General features: G+C 68.3%; 19 protein-coding genes. 13 read left to right on the forward strand and 6 right to left on the reverse strand.

From position 1 onward, the window contains the following. Window positions 1–23: 23 nt before the first annotated feature. The 3 genes from IWX63_RS06820 to IWX63_RS06830 form a co-directional block, all read right to left on the reverse strand. Window positions 24–950 (reverse strand): HNH endonuclease, encoded by a 927-nt coding sequence (locus tag IWX63_RS06820; RefSeq protein ID WP_199277406.1) that lies wholly within the window; start codon window positions 948–950, stop codon window positions 24–26. Window positions 951–983: 33 nt separating this feature from the next. Then, on the reverse strand, window positions 984–1,373 hold the full coding sequence (locus tag IWX63_RS06825; RefSeq protein WP_199277407.1) for a hypothetical protein: 390 nt from the start codon (window positions 1,371–1,373) through the stop codon (window positions 984–986). 183 nt (window positions 1,374–1,556) lie between these two features. Then, window positions 1,557–1,910 carry a hypothetical protein gene (locus IWX63_RS06830; RefSeq protein WP_199277408.1) on the reverse strand — a complete coding sequence of 118 codons (354 nt, stop codon included), beginning with the start codon at window positions 1,908–1,910 and terminating at the stop codon, window positions 1,557–1,559. 157 nt (window positions 1,911–2,067) lie between these two features. Between IWX63_RS06830 and IWX63_RS06835 the strand changes: the two genes are divergently transcribed. Further along, a complete protein-coding gene (locus IWX63_RS06835) occupies window positions 2,068–3,219 on the forward strand; it encodes an App1 family protein (RefSeq protein WP_199277409.1) in 1,152 nt (383 codons plus the stop codon). Window positions 3,220–3,335: 116 nt separating this feature from the next. Further along, complete coding sequence (locus tag IWX63_RS06840) at window positions 3,336–4,238, forward strand: methylenetetrahydrofolate reductase (protein WP_199277410.1); 903 nt, start codon at window positions 3,336–3,338, stop codon at window positions 4,236–4,238. Here IWX63_RS06840 and IWX63_RS06845 read toward each other — a convergent pair. Beyond that, entirely contained in the window at window positions 4,235–5,167 is a 933-nt protein-coding gene (locus IWX63_RS06845; RefSeq protein WP_199277411.1) for a LysR family transcriptional regulator, read from the reverse strand. The genes IWX63_RS06840 and IWX63_RS06845 overlap by 4 nt on opposite strands. Window positions 5,168–5,357: 190 nt before the next feature. On the opposite strand from IWX63_RS06845, the gene IWX63_RS06850 reads away from it, so the two are divergent. The 8 genes from IWX63_RS06850 (at window position 5,358) to nrdF (ending at window position 14,506) form a co-directional block, all read left to right on the forward strand. After that, window positions 5,358–6,722 carry an NAD(P)/FAD-dependent oxidoreductase gene (locus IWX63_RS06850; RefSeq protein ID WP_199277412.1) on the forward strand — a complete coding sequence of 455 codons (1,365 nt, stop codon included), beginning with the start codon at window positions 5,358–5,360 and terminating at the stop codon, window positions 6,720–6,722. Continuing rightward, the gene (locus IWX63_RS06855; protein WP_199277413.1) at window positions 6,719–7,444 is read left to right on the forward strand and encodes a DUF1365 domain-containing protein; all 726 of its coding nucleotides are present in this window, start codon (window positions 6,719–6,721) and stop codon (window positions 7,442–7,444) included. The genes IWX63_RS06850 and IWX63_RS06855 overlap by 4 nt, the downstream gene beginning before the upstream one ends. Further along, on the forward strand, window positions 7,441–8,721 hold the full coding sequence (locus tag IWX63_RS06860; protein WP_199277414.1) for a class I SAM-dependent methyltransferase: 1,281 nt from the start codon (window positions 7,441–7,443) through the stop codon (window positions 8,719–8,721). The genes IWX63_RS06855 and IWX63_RS06860 overlap by 4 nt, the downstream gene beginning before the upstream one ends. Window positions 8,722–8,779: 58 nt before the next feature. Beyond that, window positions 8,780–10,066 (forward strand): class I SAM-dependent methyltransferase, encoded by a 1,287-nt coding sequence (locus IWX63_RS06865; RefSeq protein WP_199277415.1) that lies wholly within the window; start codon window positions 8,780–8,782, stop codon window positions 10,064–10,066. 471 nt (window positions 10,067–10,537) lie between these two features. Beyond that, window positions 10,538–10,783 carry a glutaredoxin-like protein NrdH gene (gene nrdH / locus IWX63_RS06870; RefSeq protein WP_199277416.1) on the forward strand — a complete coding sequence of 82 codons (246 nt, stop codon included), beginning with the start codon at window positions 10,538–10,540 and terminating at the stop codon, window positions 10,781–10,783. Window positions 10,784–10,820: 37 nt separating this feature from the next. Further along, entirely contained in the window at window positions 10,821–11,291 is a 471-nt protein-coding gene (gene nrdI / locus IWX63_RS06875) for a class Ib ribonucleoside-diphosphate reductase assembly flavoprotein NrdI (protein ID WP_199277417.1), read from the forward strand. Next, window positions 11,288–13,447, forward strand: coding sequence for a class 1b ribonucleoside-diphosphate reductase subunit alpha (gene nrdE / locus IWX63_RS06880; RefSeq protein WP_199277418.1), 2,160 nt, complete (start codon window positions 11,288–11,290; stop codon window positions 13,445–13,447). Before nrdI ends, nrdE begins: the two co-directional genes overlap by 4 nt. 84 nt (window positions 13,448–13,531) lie before the next feature. Next, window positions 13,532–14,506 (forward strand): class 1b ribonucleoside-diphosphate reductase subunit beta, encoded by a 975-nt coding sequence (nrdF, locus tag IWX63_RS06885; RefSeq protein WP_199277419.1) that lies wholly within the window; start codon window positions 13,532–13,534, stop codon window positions 14,504–14,506. Window positions 14,507–14,657: 151 nt separating this feature from the next. Here nrdF and IWX63_RS06890 read toward each other — a convergent pair whose 3' ends face one another. Both IWX63_RS06890 and IWX63_RS06895 read right to left on the reverse strand, forming a co-directional pair. Next, complete coding sequence (locus IWX63_RS06890) at window positions 14,658–16,109, reverse strand: HNH endonuclease (protein WP_199277420.1); 1,452 nt, start codon at window positions 16,107–16,109, stop codon at window positions 14,658–14,660. 618 nt (window positions 16,110–16,727) lie between these two features. After that, window positions 16,728–17,774: an AAA family ATPase gene (locus IWX63_RS06895; protein WP_199277421.1), complete on the reverse strand. Its 1,047-nt coding sequence runs from the start codon at window positions 17,772–17,774 to the stop codon at window positions 16,728–16,730. A gap of 247 nt (window positions 17,775–18,021) precedes the next feature. Here IWX63_RS06895 and IWX63_RS06900 point away from each other — a divergent pair, with 247 nt between their 5' ends. The 3 genes from IWX63_RS06900 to IWX63_RS06910 all read left to right on the forward strand — a co-directional run bounded on the left by IWX63_RS06900 (window position 18,022) and on the right by IWX63_RS06910 (window position 21,200). After that, window positions 18,022–18,855, forward strand: a complete 834-nt coding sequence (locus tag IWX63_RS06900) for an SRPBCC family protein (RefSeq protein ID WP_199277422.1) — start codon at window positions 18,022–18,024, stop codon at window positions 18,853–18,855. Between the two features lie 150 nt (window positions 18,856–19,005). Then, complete coding sequence (locus IWX63_RS06905; RefSeq protein WP_199277423.1) at window positions 19,006–20,067, forward strand: ion channel; 1,062 nt, start codon at window positions 19,006–19,008, stop codon at window positions 20,065–20,067. Between the two features lie 116 nt (window positions 20,068–20,183). Beyond that, entirely contained in the window at window positions 20,184–21,200 is a 1,017-nt protein-coding gene (locus IWX63_RS06910; RefSeq protein ID WP_199277424.1) for a DUF808 domain-containing protein, read from the forward strand. Window positions 21,201–21,373 lie beyond the last annotated feature (173 nt).

A 21,373-nucleotide genomic window follows, 5' to 3' on the forward strand; every position in this document is an offset into this window, starting at 1 on the left:
AGCGGGCGGAGGGCAGGCCGACGTCAGGGAGCGTCGGGGTCCGACGACGCATCGAGGATGCGCGCCGCACCCGATTCGGCGGCGAGCTGCTCATCCGTCAAGGCGGTTCCACGCAGGAAGCCGCTCCGGGCGAGCATCACCCGGAGCTCACTGATCCCGTAGGGGCGCGGCCATCGACTGTGCGCGACCACGTGGCAGCTGGGGCACAGCGGAACGAGGTCGACGAGCGGATCGACGGCGTAGTCGGCGTCGACGTACTCCGGCGGGGTGATGTGGTGCATCTGGACCAGGTCGCCGCCGTCGAGGCCGTACCTCTGCTCGAAATCGAGGCCGCACGCATGGCAGGCGGCACCCCGGTGGGCGACGACGACCCTCCGCACATCCGGGTCACGCTCGAACCGGTTGACCTGCACCCGCATGCCGGCCGTCGGCGGCAGGGAACCCGGGGCGGGGTCGAGGGATCCGACGTCGGGGGTGAAAGCCTCCCGCCAGGCCGCACGCATCGCTGCCTCGTCGGCCCCCTCGATCACGACCGGCCGGCCGTCGGCCGCCAGGACGCCGGGCACGCATTCCACGAGCCGCGGCAGGGCCAGCTGATCGCCGTGGGCGAGGAGCGCGTCGAAGTCGATCTCGACCGGCGTCACCGGCTCGTCCTCCGGCGCGGTCCCGCCGACGACGGCGAGGGTGCCGTGGCCGATCAGCCCCTGCGCGGCCGGGGGGCCGGTGAGGATCACCAACCACACGTCCATCCCGCGCTCGGTGGTGATGACCGGGCCGGCACCATGCGAGGGGGAGACGTGCGAGGCGGCAGCGTGCGACGAGGCGAGGTGCGAGGGGAGGGTCCAGCGCTGCCGGACGACGCCGGCCCGTCGCACGGCATCGACGTCAGCGGCGTACGGGCCGTCCCAGTGGGGCTCGTCCGGGTTCCAGGGAATGATCACTGCCGCCATGGCACGAGTGTGACAGATGACCGCCCGCCGGGTTCAGCCCTGCAGCAGCCATTTCTCGGCGTGGTCCGGCTCGGTGAAGAATCTCACCTCGGTGCGGGTCCTCACCAGGAAGGCTGTGAGGACGAGGTCGACGGGGTCGGCCCCGAGCACGGCGACCCTTGCGGGGAAGTCGTGGGCGAGGATCGCCGTCCTCGCTTCCCACGTGACCTCCTTGAGCTTGGTGACCTCAACCAGCAGTGGCAGTGCGGGCGAGCCGGACGCGGCGATGGCGGATCCGACGCGCGCGACGTCGTCCCGGTCGATGGCGATGCGGGGTCCCCAGCGCAGGCGGAGGAGGGGTGGCCGGGCGGCGAGGGAGAATCGGCCTGTCCGGCGGTCCGCCAGTCCCCGGGCGTCACACCGCTGCATCACGTTCGTATCCATAGCGAGAGCTCCCCTGACTCACAAGCGTCACCCCGTGCGAGGTACTGCACCGCACATCAGTCGGGCCGCGCGGGGGGCCGGTCGCGCAGGAATGCAGACCGCAGGATGTTCGAGTCCGCTTTCGCTACGGATGGGTGGACAGTCGGCGAATTCTTCATCGCTCCCGTCAGGGGAGTGGGGGCGTCACAGCTCCCAGGGTGGCTGATCGTGCCACAGCATCAGGGTGTCGAAGCTGCCGATCACCTCGCGCACGCCCGGCGCGAGGACGGGAAGTCCGTCGTCGACGGCGATCAGCGGTCCGTAGTGCCGCAGCTCCGCCATCTCGTTCGCGAAGTGCAGGGCCCGCGCGTGGTCTGCCGAGAGGCCCACCCCTCCCGCCGCGACGGCCTCGAGTGCTGCCTGTGCCCGGCCGAAGAGGATCGCATGGGCGAGGTCGATCGCCGTCGTCTCGGGGTCCTGTGCCGCTCCGGCGGCCCAGCTCCGCAGCACGGGGTCTTCCTTGAAGCGCACGCTCGTCCGTCCCCACTCCTGTGCCATGACGTCCCCGCTGATCGTTGGCTGAATAGAAATTCCAGCGTCCCAGTCGCTGCTCCCACCGACAAGACCGGCCGATCCCGAACGCCAAGTTGTTAGCCGCCCGTGACCTGTGCGGACTCCGCTCGTCCGCCGCGGTGGGGCGTGCCAGACTGGGACCATGCGCCCCCATTCACTGAAACCGCACGCGCGCTCCACCCCCACGAGCCGTGCCACGACACCCGCCGGCGAGGAACGTCATGTCGCGATGCGCCTCGACGACGCCTGGCTCCGTTTCCAGACCCGGCTGGCGATCCGCCGCGGACGGGTCGAGACCGTCATCCCCTACACCGGGTACGGGACGACGTCGTGGGTGCGGGTACTGGCGCGCGTCGTCCTCAGCGATCCGAGGGACGCCGTCCCGGGGTCGCAGGACGGCCCTTTGAAGCCGCTGCAGGAAGGCATGCGCGGCTGGCGCAACTTCACGAGCGCCCCGGTGGCCCACGCCGTCGTGCATGTCACCATCGGTGACACGGTGCACGACGTTGAGGCGGACCGCGGCGGCGTGGTGGACGCCCGGATCCCGGTGGACCTCGACGCCGGGTGGCACAACATCACCCTCCAGGCGGGCGGTTCCAGGACGGCCGAGGCACCCGTGCGGATCGTCGCGGACGGGACCGGGTTCGGCGTCGTGTCCGACATCGACGACACCGTCATGGTGACGGCGCTGCCCCGACCGTTCCTCGCCGCGTGGAACACCTTCGTGCTGGACGAGCACGCGCGGACGCCCACGCCCGGTATGGCGGTGCTGTACGAACGGATCGTGCGCACCCTCCCGTCGGCACCCGTGCTGTACCTCTCCACCGGGGCCTGGAACGTGGCGCCGACGCTGTCCCGCTTCCTCTCCCGGAACCTCTACCCGGCGGGGCCCAAGCTGCTGACCGACTGGGGGCCCACCCGCGACCGGTGGTTCCGCAGCGGCCAGGAGCACAAGCGGCTCTCCCTGGAGCGGCTCGCCGAGGAGTTCCCCGACATGAAGTGGCTGCTGGTGGGTGACGACGGCCAGCACGACGAGGCGATCTACGCGGAGTTCGCCCGCCGCCACCCGGAGAACGTGCGGGCCATCGCGATCCGCCAGCTGTCCGCGAGCGAGGCGGTCCTCGCAGGCGGCCGTTCGAAGACCGGCATCCAGCCGACGCCGGGGGTCCCGTGGATCTACGCCCCCGACGGCGCCGGCATGTCCGCCCGGCTCGAGGAGATGGGCATCATCGAGGACACCGTGCGCACGGCGGACGTACCCGAGGAAGGGGACATCGCGGCGGAGACGGACTGATCGGGCGTGCGCCGGACGCGGCGTAGATCCACGGTGATCCGTCGCCGTCCTCCCACCGCACATCTTCCTGCCCGTCCGCCTCCGCGCGGCAGTGCGGCCCGCCCGATGAGGATCCCATGTCGCCACCCGCCTATCCGGCCCTCTCCTACGAGCTGTACCCGCCGCGGAACGCCGCAGCGGAGGACTCCCTGTGGACGACCATCCGCCGGCTCGAGGAGACGCGGCCCGATTTCGTCTCGGTGACCTACGGCGCGGCCGGACACAACCGGGATGCCGCGTTCACCCTCCTGCGGCGCCTGCTCGCGGAGACCACGCTGAAGCCGCTGGCCCACCTCACGTGCGTCGGCACCAGCAGGGACGACCTCACCGCGATCATCGACCGGATGATCGGCGGAGGAGTGCGCGGCATCCTCGCCCTGCGCGGGGATGCGCCGGAGGGGGACGGACCCGACCCGGACGGGGTCGAGCACGCTGACGGCCTCATCCGGCTCATCCGTGACGTCGAGGCCGGGCGGACCGCGCAGCTCGCGGCCGGCCGCATCTCGGTGGGCGTCGCGGCGTACGCGACCCGCCACCCCGATTCGCCGAACGTGGAGCAGGACATCGAGGTGCTCCTGGCGAAGGAGGCCGCCGGTGCAGACTTCGCGATCACCCAGGTGTTCTTCCAGCCCGCCGACTACTCCCGGCTCATCACCCGCGCGCGCCGTGCAGGGGTCACCATCCCGATCATCCCCGGCGTCATGCCGCTGACGAGCACCCGGCGGCTGGAGAGGCTGAGCAGCCTCGCGGGCGTCGACGTCGACGACGCCCTGTGGGCCCGGCTGGAGGGAGCCCGTACCGACGGCGAGCGCCGTCGCGTGGGCGTCGCGGCCACCGTCGAGCTCGCCCGGGCGGCCCTGGACGACGGCGCCCCCGGCCTGCACCTCTACACCTTCAACGAGCATGCGGCCGCATTGGACGTCCTCGACGCGCTCCAGCTGGAGCGGCCGCCCGAGGCAGGCCTCGCCGCGTCCCTCTAGGCCGACGTCGTGTGCCGGGGCCCGATGCTCTGGCTGCGGAGGATCTCGGCCAGGTGGTCCAGGAAGAGCCGCACCCGGGCGTCGTCGGCGTCACCGGTGCGCAGCGCGAAGATGCTGCGGGCGAGCCTGATCTCGGGCACGTCGAGTGCAACGATGCCGTCGGGCCGGTTGACCATGGCCAGCTCGGGCACGAGCGCGGCCCCCAGGCCCGCAGCGGTGAGCTCGAGGCTCGCGTTGAAGTCGTCGCAGTACGCGCTGATGCGGGGGTGGAGGTTGCAGCTGGCGAAGAGCCGTTCGATCACGGTCGCGTCCGCCGTCCCGGGGTGGTGCATGATCCACGGCATGTCGGCCAGCTGGTCGGCGCTGACCCGGGCTCCGCTGCGGATGCCCCAGCTCGCGGGCAGGATGACGCGGAAGTCGTCGTCGCCGATCCACTGGCGGCTGAGGGTCGACGGCCAGGCGAGCCCGGCCTGGCCCACCTGGTAGACGAGCGCGAGGTCGAGGTCGCCTCCGGTGCGCAGCCCCTGGATGGTGTGGGCGGGCTCACCGACGAACACGCGCAGCGACACACTGAGCCGCTGCCAGTCGGGCATGCGGAGCAGCCTCGGCAGGGCGAAGGTGGCCAGGCTGGGGAAGATCCCGAGCCGGAGCTCGTGCGCGGGGCCCGACCCGGCGCGGGCGGTCGAGGCCAGCAGCGCGTCGATGTCCGTGAGGACCTTCGCGGCGTGCCGGGACATGGCGACGGCGGCGTCCGTGGGGACGGCGCTGCGTGCCGAGCGCGTGAACAGGACGGCACCGGTGTCGCGCTCCAGCGCCGACATCTGCTGCGACACCGCCGACGCCGTGTACCCGAGGCTGGTCGCCGCGCCACTGAAGGACCCGTGGCGGATCACCTCGAGCAGTGTCCGCAGGTGGATCGGGTTCACCACTTAGCACCCTCCATCCCCGTGGTCCATGCCGGATCGGCCGGCCGGACGTCCTTGTACCAATCCCGCACGTGTGTCACTCCGAACTTCTCCCGATTCAACGTTGCGACAGGTCTCCACCGTCCGATCCACCGGCTCCCGGTGCCGGTGGCGTGGCTTGGCGCCGAGCCCCCCACCACCAGCAGGAGAACACATGTCCGACGCCGATACGGGTCCCGTCGAGCTTACCCGCGGGACCCCGGACGCCGGCCGACGCCGGGTGGCCGTGATCGGCAGCGGAGTGTCGGGGCTGACCGCCGCGTGGGTCCTGCGCGGCGGCAGCGCCATCACCCTCTTCGAGGCGGACCACCGGCCCGGGGGGCACGCACATACGCACCGGGTGGATCTCGCGGACGGCACGACCACGGGGGTGGACACCGGGTTCATCGTCCACAACGACCGTACCTATCCCACGCTGATCCGCCTGTTCGAGGAGCTCGGCGTCCCGACGCAGGACTCCGACATGAGCATGTCCGTCCGCTGTGACGGCTGCGGCCTCGAGTACGCCGGGGCCAAGGGACGCCGCGGCGTGTTCGCCCGGCCCGGAGTGCTGCTCCGCGGCCGGTACCTGAGGATGCTGCTGGAGATCCTCCGGTTCCAGAGGTCTGCGCGGGCCCTCCTGCGCAGCGCCGACGCGGATGCGTCCGAGGAGCTCACCCTCGGCGACTTCCTCCGACGGGGCGACTTCAGCGACTACTTCACCTCCCACTTCACGACGCCCGTCGTCTCCGCCGTCTGGTCCTGCGACCCCGCCACCGCCCTGGCGTACCCCGCCCGCTACCTCTTCGCCTTCATGGACCACCACGGGATGCTCACCATCAAGAACTCGCCCCAGTGGCGGACCGTGACGGGCGGGTCCGGCGAATACGTGCGACGCATCGTGGATCGCCTCGACGACGTCCGCCTCGGCACGCCGGTCACGGCGGTCCGGCGGAGCGGCGACGGGGTGCTCGTGACGAGTACGGACGGCACCGAACTGTTCGACGCCGTCGTGATCGCCACCCACCCCGACCAGGCGCTCGCGATGCTCGGCGACGCCGTCGGGCCCGCCGCCGGCATCCTCGGCGACATGCCGTATTCCGTGAACACCACGCAGTTCCACACGGACGAGTCCGTGCTCCCGCGCGAACCCGATGCCCGCGCGTCCTGGAACTACCGACTGCCCGCCTGCGACGCCACGCCGGACCGCGTCCTCGTGTCCTACGACATGACGCGCCTGCAGCGCCTCGAGGGCCGGACGAACCACCGCTTCATCGTGAGCCTGGGCGAGGGCGATCTCGTGGATCCCACGACCGTGCTGAAGACCATGGTGTACGAGCACCCCCAGTACACGCCGTCGTCCCTCGCCGCGCAGGCCAAACTCGCCGAACTGGGCGACGAGCGCATCGCCCTCGCCGGCGCCTACCACGGGTGGGGATTCCACGAGGACGGCGCGCTCTCGGGCCTCCGCGCCGCCGAGCGGATCGGCGGCTCGTGGGACGGGAACCCCGCCGCGGAACTCGCCGACGTGCAGGTATGAGCGCCGTCCTCTACCCGACGACGATCCGGCACGTGCGGCGCGAGCCCCTGCACAACGCCTTCACGTACCGCAGCTACAGCTGGCTCGTGGACCTCGACGACCTGCCGGTCCTGCCCCGCTGGCTCGCGCCCCTCGCACGGTTCCTTCCCGAGGACCACCTCGGCGACCCGGCGCGCAGCATCCGCGCGAACGTGGGGGAGTACCTGCGCTCGCAGGGGCGGGACGACGACGGCGGGCGCGTCACCATGCTCGCCGGCGGGCGCGTGCTCGGCCACGTCTTCAACCCCCTCTCGCTCTTCTGGTGCCACGACCGCACCGGAGCGCTGACCGCCGTCGTCGCCGAGGTGCACAACACCTACGGCGAGCGGCACTGCTACCTGCTGGACGTCGACGACCGCGGCACGGCGCGGACCGCCAAGCAGTTCTACGTGTCGCCGTTCAACGCCGTCGACGGCGAGTACGAGATGCGCGTCCCCGAGCCGGGGGAGAAGCTCGGCGTCGCGATCGTGCTGCACCGGACGGACCAGGCGCCCTTCACCGCGACGATGAGCGGACACCGGCTCCCCGCAACCCCCCGGAACCTCGTCAGGATGGCGCTCGCGGTGCCGGTCGCACCGCTTCGCGTGGTGATCCAGATCAAATGGCAGGGCATTAGACTCTGGCTTCGGCGGCTGCCCATCAGTCCCAGGCCGCCCCACGAACCCCAGGAGGCAGTTGGATGAGCACCACGTTTGTTCCCTCGAAAGCGGGGATCGACCCGGCCGTGTGGCCGGGCATCGCCGGTGTCCCCAGCGGACCGAGGAACAGGATCGCGGCCGCCGCCGCGGAGAAGATCTTCGTGGCTGCGGTGAACACCCTCGAACTGCGCGTCATCTGCGAGGACGGTACGGTGCTGGGCGCGCCCGGGGGCGGCCCCCGGCCGGAGATGCGCATCCACCGGCCCGCGGACTTCTACGCCCGGCTGGGCGACAACGGGCTGATCGGGCTCGGCGAGTCCTACATGGCGGAGGACTGGACGGCGTCGGACCTCACCGAGGTGATGGAGGTCTTCGCCGCGCGGGCCGCGCACCTGGTGCCCGTGCCGCTGCAGAAACTGCGCGGCCTGTACCTGCCGAAGCCGCCCCGCCGGGAGCGCAACAGCACGGCCAACACGCGCACGAATATTTCGCGGCATTACGATCTCTCGAACGATCTTTTCGCCCTGTTCCTCGACCCGAGCATGTCCTACTCGAGCGCACTGTTCGACGCGCACGGCAAGGACCTGCTGAACGTCGACTGGGACGATCTGGTGTCCGCCCAGCATCGGAAGATCGACCGGCTGCTGGATCAGGCCAACGTGGGCCAGGGGACCCGGGTGCTCGAGATCGGCACCGGCTGGGGAGAACTCTCGCTGCGGGCCGCCGGCCGCGGCGCGACGGTCGTCTCGGTCACGCTCTCCAGCGAGCAGAAGGAGCTGGCCGAGCAGCGCATCGCCGAGGCCGGTCTCTCCGATCGCGTGCGGGTGGAGCTGAAGGACTACCGCCTCGTCGAGGGGCAGTACGACGCCGTCGTGTCCGTGGAGATGATCGAGGCCGTGGGGCACGAGTACTGGGCGGTGTACTTCCAGACCATCGACCGCGTGCTCGCACCAGGCGGGCGCGTGGCCATCCAGGCCATCACCCTGCCGCACGAGCGCATGATGGCCACGCGGCGGTCCTACACCTGGATCCACAAGTACATCTTCCCGGGCGGGTTCATCCCGTCCGTCCGCGCCATCGAGGACGTCACCCACCGCCACACGAGCCTCCGCGTCCGCGAGCGGCTCTCCATGGGGGACCACTACGCGCAGACCCTGCGCCTCTGGGAGGAACGCTTCCTCGCCCGCCACGACGAGGTCGCGGCCCTGGGCTTCGACGAGACGTTCGAACGCATGTGGCAGTTCTACCTCTGCTACTCGCGGGCGGGCTTCCAGGCCGGCTACCTCGACGTGCAGCAGCTGATCTTCGACCGACGGCCCTGAGCCGTGCACCGGCCGCGCACACGCCGCGGCCGGACCAACCCCGATCAAGGAGTTCCCCGTGACCGACCTCGACGACGGCGCCGCTGCCGCTACCTCCTCTTTCGATGCGTCCGAGGGGGTCGCCCCGAAGCTCGCGTCGATCCTCGCCCCGATCGTCGGGGGAGGGCTCCCCGTGCACCTCGTGGCGTGGGACGGGAGTTCGGCCGGGGACCGGGCCCTGCCGGAGGTGCGGCTCACGAGCCCCAACGCGCTGCGCCGGATCCTCTGGAGCCCGGGGGAGCTCGGGGTCGCGCAGGCGTACGTCACCGGCGAGCTGGACGTCCCCGGCCCGCTGGAGCAGGCGCTCACGCACCTCTGGACCGTCATAGGGCAGCGCGGCCTGTCCATGCCGCGGCTCACCCCGCAGCTGATCGTCCAGCTGACGAAGGTGGCGCGCGAGGTCGGGGCCCTCGGCGCTCCGCTGCCCGCCCCGGCGTCGCAGGCGAAGATCAGGGGCCGGCTGCACAGCCTGCTCCGGGACCGCGCGGCGATCAGCCACCACTACGACCTCTCGAATGACTTCTACGCCCTGATCCTCGACGACCACATGGCGTACTCCTGCGGCTACTGGCTTTCGGAGGACCCCGACTACTCGCTCGAGGACGCACAGCGGGACAAGCTGGACCTCGTGTGCCGCACGGTGGGCCTCGACGCGCAGCCCGGCCAGCGGTTCCTCGACGTCGGCTGCGGCTGGGGATCGCTGAGCCTGTACGCGGCGGAGCATTTCGGAGCGAAGGTCACCGGCGTCACGATCTCCCGCGAGCAGAAGGCGTTCATTGACCAGCGGATCGCCGAGCGCGGCCTCGGCGACCGCGTGGAGATCCGGCTCCAGGACTACCGCGACGTGCGGGACGGCCCGTACGACGCCGTCGCGTCGCTGGAGATGGGCGAGCATGTGGGCCAGGAGAACTACGGCACCTACACCTCCACGCTGTTCCGCAATGTGCGGCCCGGCGGCAAGGTGCTCATCCAGCAGATGTCACGCCACGGCAAGCACCCCGGGGGCGGGCCCTTCATCGAGTCCTTCATCGCCCCGGACATGCACATGCGGCCGCTGGGGGACACCGTGAACCTGATCGAGGGGGCGGGGTTCGAGATCCGGGGCGTGCAGGCCCTCCGCGAGCACTACGTGCGGACCATCGACGCGTGGCACGAGCGCTTCGAGGCCAACTGGGACGACGCCGTGGCCATGATGGGCGAGGAGGTCGCCCGCGTGTGGCGCCTGTACCTGGTGGGCGCGTCGATGACCTTCCGCGACGGCCGCATGGGCGTGGACCAGATCCTGACGCAGCGCCCGGTCCGGTAGGCGCTTCTCCCTCCGTTCCGACAGACTCCTCCCGGGCCCGTTCGGTGCGCACGTATGGCGGATGTCCGACCGTGACATCCGCCATATTCGTGCCCGCGCGACACGCCGCAGAAACGCGACACGGAAGATTTTCTGCCTGTGCGGAAGTCCTCCACAGACCTGTGGACGACGCTCCCTCGAGACCCCCGGATCGGCCCGTTTCCGGGCTTTCCGATCGGCCCGATCTGTGGACATCGTGTGGACTACGACCCCTCCGAATGACATACTTGTAATACATCATCTAGGGGTTGGCATCACGAGGCTGCACTAGATGTAGTATCGAAGGACAGAAACAGCCGCTGGACGGCATGGGTTTGCCAGACGCGGGAATCCCCGGATTTCTTCCCCTTCCGGGGTCGCGCGCCGCTCATGACACGGCAGCTGTTCGTCGAAAAATCTCGTAAGAGTAGTAGAAGAAAAGGGGACCAGGACATGACCGTCACGGTGTACACGAAGCCGGCTTGCGTACAGTGCAACGCCACCTACCGCGCTCTGGACAAGAAGGGCATCGCCTACCAGAGCGTCGACATCTCGCAGGACCCGGCCGCTCTCGAGCGCGTGCGTTCCATGGGGTACATGCAGGCCCCCGTGGTCATCACGGACAACGACCACTGGTCCGGCTTCCGCCCCGACAAGATCAACTCGCTGGCCGACGCCGCTGTCAGCTCGGTAGCCTGACCGATCCCTCCGGGGATCGCCGGCGAGGCATCCGGATATGACCACCACCGTGGACAACCGAGGAACCTCCGCTGAACCGGCTGCGGCCGGGGACGCCGAGGGACCCCTCACCGATGCCCCGCTGATCTACTTCTCGTCGGTCTCCGACAACACCCACCGCTTCGTGAAGAAGCTGGGGGTCCGGGCCGCCCGCATGCCGCTGCTCACCAAGGAGCCCACCCTGCGGGCAGCCCGGCCGTACGTCCTGGTTCTTCCCACCTACGGGGGGACCACCGGCAACGGAGCCGTACCCCGCCAGGTCGTGAAGTTCCTGAACAACCAGCAGAACCGCAGCCTCCTCAGGGGGGTGATCGGGGCCGGTAACACCAATTTCGGTGAGACCTACTGCCTTGCCGCCGACATCGTCGCCGCCAAGTGCAACGTCCCCGTTCTCTACAGATTTGAAGTCATGGGCACGTCCGAGGACGTGGACCGGGTAACCAAAGGATTGGAAGAGTTTTGGACATGAGTGTTGCAGAGACAGAGACGGGTGCTCCCGCAGCTGCGGTGGACCGTTTCAAGGACATGGGCTATCACGAGTTGAACGCCATGCTGAACCTGTACGGGGCGAACGGGGAGATCCAGTTCGACGCCGATCGCGAGGCTGCACACCAGTACTTCCTGCAGCACGTGAACAACAACACGGTGTTCTTCCACGACCTCGAGGAGAAGCTCGACTACCTGGTGAAGAACGAGTACTACGAGCGCGAGACGCTCCACCAGTACACGATGAACTTCATCCGCGACCTCTTCAAGCGCGCGTACGCGAAGAAGTTCCGCTTCGAGACCTTCCTCGGCGCCTTCAAGTACTACACCTCGTACACGCTCAAGACGTTCGACGGCAAGCGGTACCTCGAGCGCTACGAGGACCGCGTGTGCATGGTCGCCCTGCACCTGGCCCGCGGCAACGAGGCGCTGGCCCAGCAGATGGTCGACGAGATCATCGACGGCCGCTTCCAGCCCGCCACCCCCACGTTCCTCAACGCCGGCAAGCGCCAGCGCGGCGAGCTCGTCTCCTGCTTCCTCCTGCGCATCGAGGACAACATGGAGTCGATCGGCCGGTCCATCAACTCGGCCCTGCAGCTCTCCAAGCGCGGCGGCGGCGTCGCGTTCGCCCTCACCAACATCCGCGAGGTCGGCGCACCGATCAAGCAGATCGAGAACCAGTCCTCCGGCGTCATCCCCGTGATGAAGCTCCTCGAGGACAGCTTCTCCTACGCCAACCAGCTCGGCGCCCGCCAGGGTGCGGGCGCGGTGTACCTGCACGCCCACCACCCGGACATCAACCGGTTCCTCGACACCAAGCGCGAGAATGCCGACGAGAAGATCCGCATCAAGACGCTGTCCCTCGGCGTCGTCGTCCCCGACATCACCTTCGAGCTCGCCAAGCGCGACGAGGACATGTACCTGTTCTCGCCGTACGACGTCGAGAAGGTCTACGGCATGCCGTTCTCCGACATCTCGGTCACCGAGAAGTACTACGAGATGGTGGACGACGCCCGGATCAAGAAGACCAAGATCAAGGCGCGCGAGTTCTTCCAGACCCTCGCGGAAATCCAGTTCGAGTCCGGCTACCCGTACATCATGTTCGAGGACACCGTGAACCGGGCCAACCCGATCGACGGCAAGATCATCATGTCCAACCTGTGCTCCGAGATCCTCCAGGTCTCCGAGCCCACCACGTACAACGAGGACCTGACCTACGACCAGGTGGGCAAGGACATCTCCTGCAACCTGGGGTCGCTGAATATCGCGAAGACCATGGACTCGCCCGACTTCGGCCGGACCATCGAGACCGCGATCCGCACCCTCTCGGCCGTCTCGGACATGAGCAACATCGGCTCGGTGCCCTCGATCGCCAAGGGCAACGACGCCTCGCACGCCATCGGCCTCGGCCAGATGAACCTGCACGGCTACCTGGCCCGTGAACGCGTCCACTACGGCTCGGACGAGGGCCTGGACTTCACGAACATCTACTTCTACTCCGTGGTGTACCACTGCATCCGGGCGTCGAACCTGATGGCCATCGAGACCGGGCGCACGTTCGCCGGCTTCGAGAAGTCCAAGTACGCCAGCGGCGAGTTCTTCGACAAGTACACCGACCAGGTGTGGGAGCCGGCGACGCCCCGCGTGCGTGAGCTGTTCGCGGACGTGAGCATCCCCACGCAGGAGGACTGGCGGGCACTGAAGGCCTCGGTCATGGAGCACGGCATCTACAACCAGAACCTGCAGGCTGTCCCGCCGACAGGCTCGATCTCGTACATCAACAACTCGACGTCCTCCATCCACCCGGTGGCGTCGAAGATCGAGATCCGTAAGGAAGGCAAGCTGGGCCGCGTGTACTACCCGGCGCCGTACCTCACCAACGACAACCTGGAGTACTACCAGGACGCGTACGAGATCGGCTACGAGAAGATCATCGACACCTACGCCGCTGCCACGCAGCACGTGGACCAGGGCCTGTCCCTGACGCTGTTCTTCAAGGACACCGCCACCACGCGTGAGATCAACAAGTCGCAGATCTACGCCTGGCGCAAGGGCATCAAGACCGTCTACTACATCCGTCTCCGCCAGCTCGCGCTGGAAGGGACAGAGGTAGAGGGCTGCGTCAGTTGCATGCTCTAGGCAACTAAATTGGCCAGGCCGGGCTGCATGCCCGGCCTGGCTTCCGGCACACCAGGCAGTACCCACGCAGACAAGGAACACACCATGAGCGAGAAGCTGAAGCTCGTAGACCAGGTCCAGGCCATCAACTGGAACCGAATCCAGGACGACAAGGACGTGGATGTCTGGAACCGCCTGGTGAACAACTTCTGGCTGCCCGAGAAGGTGCCGCTGTCCAACGACGTGCAGTCGTGGGCCACTCTGACGCCGGAAGAGCAGCAGCTCACCATGCGCGTCTTCGCCGGACTCACGCTCCTCGACACCGTGCAGGCGACCGTCGGCGCCGTCAGCCTCATCCCCGACGCGATCACGCCGCACGAGGAGGCCGTCCTCACGAACATCGCGTTCATGGAGTCGGTGCATGCCAAGAGCTACTCGTCCATCTTCTCCACGCTGGCCTCCACCAAGGAGATCGACGAGGCGTTCCGCTGGTCCAAGGAGAATGTGAACCTGCAGCGGAAGGCGAACATCGTCACGGACTACTATCGTGGCGACGATCCCCTGAAGCGCAAGGTGGCCTCGACGCTGCTCGAGTCCTTCCTGTTCTACTCCGGCTTCTACCTGCCGATGTACTGGTCCTCGCGCGCCAAGCTCACGAACACGGCGGACCTCATCCGCCTCATCATCCGCGACGAGGCCGTGCACGGGTACTACATCGGCTACAAGTTCCAGCGTGGGCTGGAGAGCGCGACGCCGGAGCGCCGCCAGGAGCTCAAGGACTACACGTTCGAGCTGCTTTTCGAGCTGTACGAGAACGAGGTCCAATACACGCACGATCTCTACGACTCCGTGGGCCTGGCCGAGGACGTCAAGAAGTTCCTGCACTACAACGCCAACAAGGCGCTGATGAACCTGGGCTATGAGGCGATGTTCCCGTCCTCCGTGACCGATGTGAACCCGGCGATCCTCTCGGCGCTGTCCCCGAACGCCGACGAGAACCACGACTTCTTCTCCGGTTCGGGCTCCTCGTACGTGATCGGTAAGGCCGTCAACACCGAGGACGAGGACTGGGACTTCTAGTCGATCCTTCACCGCTTGAAGCAGCCCCGCACGCCACCGCGTGCGGGGCTGTTCTTCTTCTTGAGGGCTTGTGAGCTCCAGCTTCGGGCACACGGCTCGACATGTGCACCTAAACGGCCCTAAATCTGTGTTGGTACCGCAGCACGGAGGGTCAGGCGGGGAGTGGTTCTGCCCGCCGTGCCTGTCGTAGCGCTTTGATTCTTCGACGGGCGGCCCGACGCTGGTGGACGAGAGGGTCCTCCGGTGTGCTGGAACCGCTGTGGCTGCTTCCGGGGAGGGTCGGCGCGGTGGAGTGGTAGGTGTGGCCGGTGGGTGTGTGGGCCGCGAGGGTATGCCGGGCCCCTGGACCGGGGTTGGGAGGGGCTGTTGCTGTCCAGTCGGGGAGCTCCTTGGTGTGGTTGCAGGCTTCACACAGCCCTGCACCGTTGGTGAGGCTGGTGGGCCCGTCGTTGTGCCAGGGGATGATGTGGTCGTAGTGGCGGATCGGCGCGTCACAGTACGGGGTCCGACACAGGTGGTCGCGGGCCTCGATGAAGCGGCGCTGCCCGGGAGTGAACAGCCGGGCCCGGGAGTCGGCGGCCACCAGCTCACCACTCTCAGGAGCGGTGTAGAGGCGTCGGAGCCAGACCTCGAAGGCCCTCCCGGCGGCGTGCCCTGTGAGTGAATCGGACGCGTTCCCTGATGCGGATCCGGCTACTCGCCTGGCGGACTGCATCGGTGCGCGGTGGAACGCCTGTCCGATCGACTGCCCGGTGGGCTGCTCGGAGGCCTGCTGGGTGGTGAGGAGGTTCCGGGCCCAGCCGGCGGGGACGATGCCGTAGCCCGGCAGCCGGGCCGGTTCGCTGTCACCCTGGAACAGGGTCCGGTCCGTCATGATCAGTTGCACCTCGACCCGGGAGAACCCACCCGGAGTACCCGTGGTCCGTTCCACGAGGGCATCCGCCATCAGCTGGCCTCGACTGCGCTCATCCCCTTTCGCCCGGCAGGTGTCGGCGTGCCGGGACAGCTCCGCATGCACCGCCACCCCCTCGGCCACCGGCAGCAGGGCGGTCAGGTAGGTCATGGTGTCCGGGGCCGGTCGCAGACTCACATGCCGGTCTGAAGCTGCGTGACTGGCCCGCTGGGTGACCGAGCGGGGGTCCTTGCGGTACGCCGCCGCCTGGGCGGCCGCGACGATCTGCCGGTCCCCGGCACCCTCGAAAGCACCCGTGTCCGGCGCCAACTCCTCGTCGACCGCGCACCGATCCGCCGCCGACAGGCACGCCGTCTCCCGCACCAGCAGCATCGCCCGCCACTCGTTCAACAACCCCGCCTCGAGGGCCGCCCTGGTGTGGGGCATCTCCGTCACCAGCGCCCGCGCGAACCCGAGCAGCCGACCGCCCCGGGCCGGGGACTCCCTCCGGGCGAGGGCGATCTGCGCGGCCACACCCTTGCCCTGCTCAGGGGCCGGGACACCGGGGGCGGCCTGGGCGTGCCGCTGGTCGAGGTCGAAGGCGACCGTATCCCGGGCCTGCCGACCGGCGACCAGCGACTTCAGGTCTTCCAGGTCGCCCACCTCATCGATCAGCCCCGCACCATCCGCAGGCATGGGGAGGGAGGTCATCGCGACGATCAGATCCCGCACACAACCCACCCGCACGAAACCCGCCGGGACAGCATTAGGTGAGACGCGGTCACACGGGACAGCATCAGGCGGGACCGGGACCGGCGGAAGATCAGCAGACAAACCTGCGCCCTGGTGCGCAGCACCGGATACATTGGCGTCGAACCGACGGATCTGTTCGCGCAGGTGCCGGAGGAATTCAGCACTCCCGGGGCCGACAGGAATGGAAGCCACCAGATCGATCACATCCTGCACGGAGTCCGACGGAACCGTAGCGGATGGTGCAGCACCGAGCCGCGGAATACCACCGAGATCAGTGGTGTCGAGCGGAGCGTTCGGGCTGCTGTCCATACTGAATTCTCCCCGCCGCCACCGACATAATGAGGTCGCTACGAGCACCCGGGGGAAGGGGTTTTTGGGACGTATTCCGTCGTGTACTGGCGCCACGCTGAACGAGCTTTGCTCCACCTCGGGGCAGGCGCCGCAACACGTCGACCCAGGCTGCCCGCAGGGGTCTTGCCGAGTCCTAGGACCGAGCAACCACGGCCCGAAGAAGCTACGCCGGCGATCCCCGGGCGCGGCGAGAACCGCACCCGCCACCATCAGGCGGTCACGCCGCTACGGCCAGGTCCGCCAGTTCTTCCAGCGGGAGGGTTCGGACTCCGGGCGGGGCTTCGGCTCCGGCTCGGGTTCCTCACCGAGAGCCTGCGCGGCCTCGACGAGGTCGTCGGTCGTGAGGGTCATGACGGCGTCGCGATCGAGGGTGTCGAGGCTCCGGCCGGCGTCGAGCGACAGCCTGAGCGCCTGGCGGTTGAGGGCCTGCTCGAACAGGGTGCGGGCGAAGCGCGCGTTGCCGGAATCCTCGCCGGCGTGGATGTTGGCGAGGATGCGCCGCAGCATCTGATCAGCCCCGGGCTCCAGGGTGTACTCGTGCTGCGTCAGCATCTGCTTGAAGATCGTCTCGAGCGCGTCGACGGAGTAGTCGGGGAAGGTGATCTCGCGTGCAAACCGGGAGCGCAGGCCCGGGTTGGAGAGCAGGAACGCCTCCATCAGCCGCGGATAGCCGGCCACGATCACCACCATGCGGTGGCGGTGATCCTCCATCCGCTTGAGCAGCACCTCGATCGCCTCGGGGCCGAAGTCCATTCGACCGTCCTCCGGGAACAAGGCGTAGGCCTCGTCGATGAACAGGACGCCGTCCAGCGCCCGGCGGATCACCCGGTCCGTCTTCATCGCGGTCGCGCCGACGTACTGGCCGACCAGTGCCGACCGGTCCACCTCGACGAGATGGCCCTTCTGGAGCAGCCCGACCGCGCGGTACATCTCGGCGAGGAGACGCGCGACGGTGGTCTTGCCGGTGCCGGGGTTCCCGAGGAACACCAGATGCTGGGACGTCGCCACCTCCGGCAGGCCGTGCGCCTTGCGGCGGGCCTGGACCTGGAGCAGGGCGACGAGAGCCCGCACCTGTTCCTTGACGCTTTCCAGCCCGACCAGCGCGTCGAGCTCGGCCTGCACCTCGGCGAGAGGCCGCGCCGGCCCGGGCCGTGCGCTGAAGAGGTCGCCGGCCCGGTCATCCCCACGGTCCGAACCCGGCAGCTTGATCTGATCGGCGAGATTACCGAGCGTCTCGCGCAACTCGTCGAGTGGATTGCGGCTGGCAGCCATGGGGTTCTCCTGGGGCGGTGTGGGACGACGTGGCGTGGAGCGCAGGATCCGCGGCGGTGGACCAGTGTGCCGGTCGGCGCGGGTCCTGGAAGTGCTTCTCAACTGTAGTACCGCAGGGAGATCACTGCCGGGGTCCGAAGATTCTCCCGCGGGGAACGTGATCCGCGCTATACTAAGTAGGCTGATGAATTGGCTCAGCCGTAATCGTATCGCCAGCTGTACCTTGTCCCAACCCGAAGGAGACGCCATGAGCACGAAGGTCGAAAAGAGCATTCTCGTCAACGTCCCGGTCAGCATCGTCTATAACCAGTGGACGCAGTTCGAAGAATTCCCCCACTTCATGGGTGGCGTCAAGTCCGTCACGCAGCTCGACAACCAGCGCCTGAACTGGGTCGTCGAAATCGGCGGCATCCGCCGGCAGTGGGACGCGACCATCCTGGAGCAGGTGCCCGACACGAAGGTGTCCTGGGCCGCGACCGAAGGTGCAACGAATGCCGGTACGGTCTCCTTCGACGACGTCGGAGGCGGACAGACCCAGGTTCACCTCGTCCTCGAGTACGAGGCCGAGGGCCTCGTCGAGAAGATCGGCGACAAGCTCAACGTCGTCGAGAACCAGGCCGAGGGAGACCTCGACCGGTTCAAGGCTTTCATCGAAGATGAGGGGTACGCAACGGGAGCATGGCGCGGATCGGTGGGAACCGGCGTCGGTACCGGTGAGCATGGCGTCGATGCTGCTGCAGCTTCCCGCGGTGACAGCGGCAAGGCGGGAATCTCGGGCAAGGTCGCTGCCGGTATCGGCCTGGCTGCTGCCGCCGCGGCCGTCGGGGTCGCCGCCAGCAAGAAGAAGGACGACGACGACACGACCGTCGTGGAGGAAGGCGTCACGCTCACACCCGTGGCCGACGTTGCGCCCGAGGTGTACACGACCGACGACACCGTCCTCTCGCGCAGCACCGAGGACGTCCTCCTGCCCGTCGAGGACGTCGATCCGGCGTCCACCGGCCCGCAGACCAGCACTACCGCGGATCCCCTGGCCGACCCGCTGCTGAACAAGAACCGCCCCGCCGGCGGAGTGCTCTGACCACCGAGTAGCACCCACCCCGCAACGGGTGGAACCAGGATCGTGGGCAGCCACCCACTCCATCAGGAGTGGGTGGCTGACGGCATTCCGGTGGTCGGACGCCCGCACCGTCCGACCGGTATCACCTCGTGAGGCTGAAGGGAACACTGAGTGCCATTCGTACTGATCCGTCTGATCCGGGGCCTCGGGCGTTCGCGTGTCTGGGTCCTGCCGGCGGTGATCATCCTCGTGGTGTTCCTGACCAGCTGGCCGCTCATGGTGTGGGCAGAGCCCTCCAGCAACCCCATCACCTCCGTGGCGAATTACTGGTGGTGGTTCCTGGTCACCGCGGCCACCGTGGGATACGGCGATTTCTTCCCGACCTCGGTCGGTGGTCGCGTGGTCGGGGCCTACGTCATCGTCGGCGGCATCGTCACCCTGACCACCCTGTTCACCCGGATCGCTTCGGCGATCGAGAATGTAAAGGGACATCGCATGAAGGGCCAGCTGGATCTGGACATGTCGGATCACCTCGTGATCGTGGGCTATACGCCCGGTCGCACGGAACGGCTGATCCGTGAGATCAGCGCCGACGACGCCCAGTCGATTGCCCTCTGCGCCTGGGAGGACATCGCCGAGAACCCGATGCCCCAGCAACCCGAACTCGGGTTCGTCCGCGGAGACCTCGCCCAGGAGAGCGTGCTGCGGCGCGCCGGTGTGCACCGAGCCGCGCGCCTGCTCATCGACGCGCGCGACGACAACGAAGCACTCGCCATCGCAGTGGCCGTCACGCATGTGAATCCGGAGGCCCACACGGTCGTCACGCTGCGCGACATGAGCCGGGCCCGCAACTTCTCCTACATCGCCGCCGACGTCCGCTGCGTCCAGTGGCACTCGCCCCGCCTCGCCACGGAAGAGCTGCAGGATCCGGGCATCGCCGTCGTCTATGCCGACCTCATGAGCCACGGAGGCCGGAACACCTACAGCACGCGCTTCCCCGACGCGCTCCGGCAGATGGACTTCGGGCAGGTCCAGGAGGCCCTGGGACGACACTTCACCACCACGGTGCTCGCGGTGCAGCACGAGGGAGCCGTCATCAACCCGGGCTGGGACGCGCAACTACCCGCGGATGCCGTCCTGTACTACGTGGGGGAGCGCAGGCTCACCTCCGAGGAGATCGCCGGCGTCGTCGCGCGAGAGCCCTACAGGCAACGCGCCGCCTCCGTCGACTGAATCCCGCTGCCTGTCGAGGGCAGCCCGGCCCCATATACTCTGAGGATGCCGATCAGACACCCCGCCCGGGGCCTCCATGTCCAGCCGTCCGCCGTCGAGCGGTCCGGGGTCGACCTGTGAGCGGCGGTCTCGTCGCCCTGCTCGACGACGTCGCAGCGATCGCACGCATCGCGGCCGCGTCCGTGGACGACGTCGCTGCCGGAGCCGCGAAGGCGGGCGCCAAGGCTGCCGGTGTGGTCATCGATGACGCCGCGGTCACCCCGCAGTACGTGTCCGGTGCGGATCCGTCGCGTGAGCTGCCGATGATCAAGCGGATCTTCTGGGGTTCGCTCCGGAACAAGCTGCTCATCATCCTGCCGGCGCTGCTGCTCATCAGCGCCTTCATCCCGGCGGTCATCCCGTTCATCCTCATGCTGGGCGGTACCTACCTGTGCTACGAGGGCGCCGAGAAGGTCTGGCACAAGCTCCGCGGCCACGCAGCCGAGAAGGCACCGGCCACCGAACGCGGCCCCGAGGCGGAGGCGAAGGTCACGAAGGGCGCCATCACCACCGACTTCATCCTGTCCTGCGAGATCATGGTCATCTCGATGAACGAGGTGTCCGACGAGTCCCTGGTGGCCCGGGCACTCATCCTGGTCGTCGTCGCCCTCGCGATCACGGTCCTCGTGTACGGCGCCGTCGCACTCATCGTGAAGATGGACGACATCGGCCTGCACCTGACCACCAAGGACTCCGCGGGCGCCCAGCGCTTCGGCGAGATGCTCGTCAAGTCGATGCCCGCGGTCCTGGCCGGCATCACCTTCATCGGAACCATCGCCATGCTGTGGGTGGGCGGCCACATCATGCTGCAGGGGGCCTACGACCTCGGCTGGCACTTCCCGTACGACCTCGTCCACGTCCTCGAGTCCCCGTTCGTCGGCATCCCGGTCCTTGGCGGCTTCCTGGCCTGGCTCGTGAACACGCTGTGCTCGGCCATCCTCGGACTCGCGTGGGGGCTCATCGTCCTGGCCGTCGTGCATCCGCTGCTGAAGGCGCTGCCGTTCGGCAAGAAGGGCGAGCACGAGGAGGGCGATATCCGTGCCGCCGTTTCCGGCTACCGATCGGACAAACGCCGCGCGGACCACACGTCCTAGATCTGCATTACCCGGCCCCCCGAACGCAACCGCATTCGGGGGGCCGTTTCTGTCAGCCGTTCGCCGCAGTCTGTAGAGGGCGACCCGTACCCGCGTCTATAGTGGTGCCGTGCTCTCCTAGATCCTCGCTCCCTCCTGCGCCCGCGGCCACTGCCCGGCAGGACACCAGCCAG

The organism is Arthrobacter sp. CAN_A2, from assembly GCF_015752045.1.
In the GTDB taxonomy this organism is placed as follows: domain Bacteria; phylum Actinomycetota; class Actinomycetes; order Actinomycetales; family Micrococcaceae; genus Arthrobacter_D.

Bases quoted from the DNA above. Each gene is read 5' to 3' on its own strand.
- IWX63_RS06840 (WP_199277410.1), top strand. From the start codon at position 3,336: ATGTCGCCACCCGCCTATCCGGCCCTCTCCTACGAGCTGTACCCGCCG.
- IWX63_RS06855 (WP_199277413.1), top strand. From the start codon at position 6,719: ATGAGCGCCGTCCTCTACCCGACGACGATCCGGCACGTGCGGCGCGAG.
- IWX63_RS06860 (WP_199277414.1), top strand. From the start codon at position 7,441: ATGAGCACCACGTTTGTTCCCTCGAAAGCGGGGATCGACCCGGCCGTG.
- nrdE (WP_199277418.1), top strand. From the start codon at position 11,288: ATGAGTGTTGCAGAGACAGAGACGGGTGCTCCCGCAGCTGCGGTGGAC.
- nrdH (WP_199277416.1), top strand. From the start codon at position 10,538: ATGACCGTCACGGTGTACACGAAGCCGGCTTGCGTACAGTGCAACGCC.
- IWX63_RS06900 (WP_199277422.1), top strand. From the start codon at position 18,022: ATGAGCACGAAGGTCGAAAAGAGCATTCTCGTCAACGTCCCGGTCAGC.
- IWX63_RS06830 (WP_199277408.1), bottom strand. From the start codon at position 1,910: ATGGCACAGGAGTGGGGACGGACGAGCGTGCGCTTCAAGGAAGACCCC.
- IWX63_RS06850 (WP_199277412.1), top strand. From the start codon at position 5,358: ATGTCCGACGCCGATACGGGTCCCGTCGAGCTTACCCGCGGGACCCCG.
- nrdF (WP_199277419.1), top strand. From the start codon at position 13,532: ATGAGCGAGAAGCTGAAGCTCGTAGACCAGGTCCAGGCCATCAACTGG.
- IWX63_RS06890 (WP_199277420.1), bottom strand. From the start codon at position 16,109: ATGACCTCCCTCCCCATGCCTGCGGATGGTGCGGGGCTGATCGATGAG.
- IWX63_RS06820 (WP_199277406.1), bottom strand. From the start codon at position 950: ATGGCGGCAGTGATCATTCCCTGGAACCCGGACGAGCCCCACTGGGAC.
- IWX63_RS06835 (WP_199277409.1), top strand. From the start codon at position 2,068: ATGCGCCCCCATTCACTGAAACCGCACGCGCGCTCCACCCCCACGAGC.
- IWX63_RS06895 (WP_199277421.1), bottom strand. From the start codon at position 17,774: ATGGCTGCCAGCCGCAATCCACTCGACGAGTTGCGCGAGACGCTCGGT.
- IWX63_RS06825 (WP_199277407.1), bottom strand. From the start codon at position 1,373: ATGGATACGAACGTGATGCAGCGGTGTGACGCCCGGGGACTGGCGGAC.
- nrdI (WP_199277417.1), top strand. From the start codon at position 10,821: ATGACCACCACCGTGGACAACCGAGGAACCTCCGCTGAACCGGCTGCG.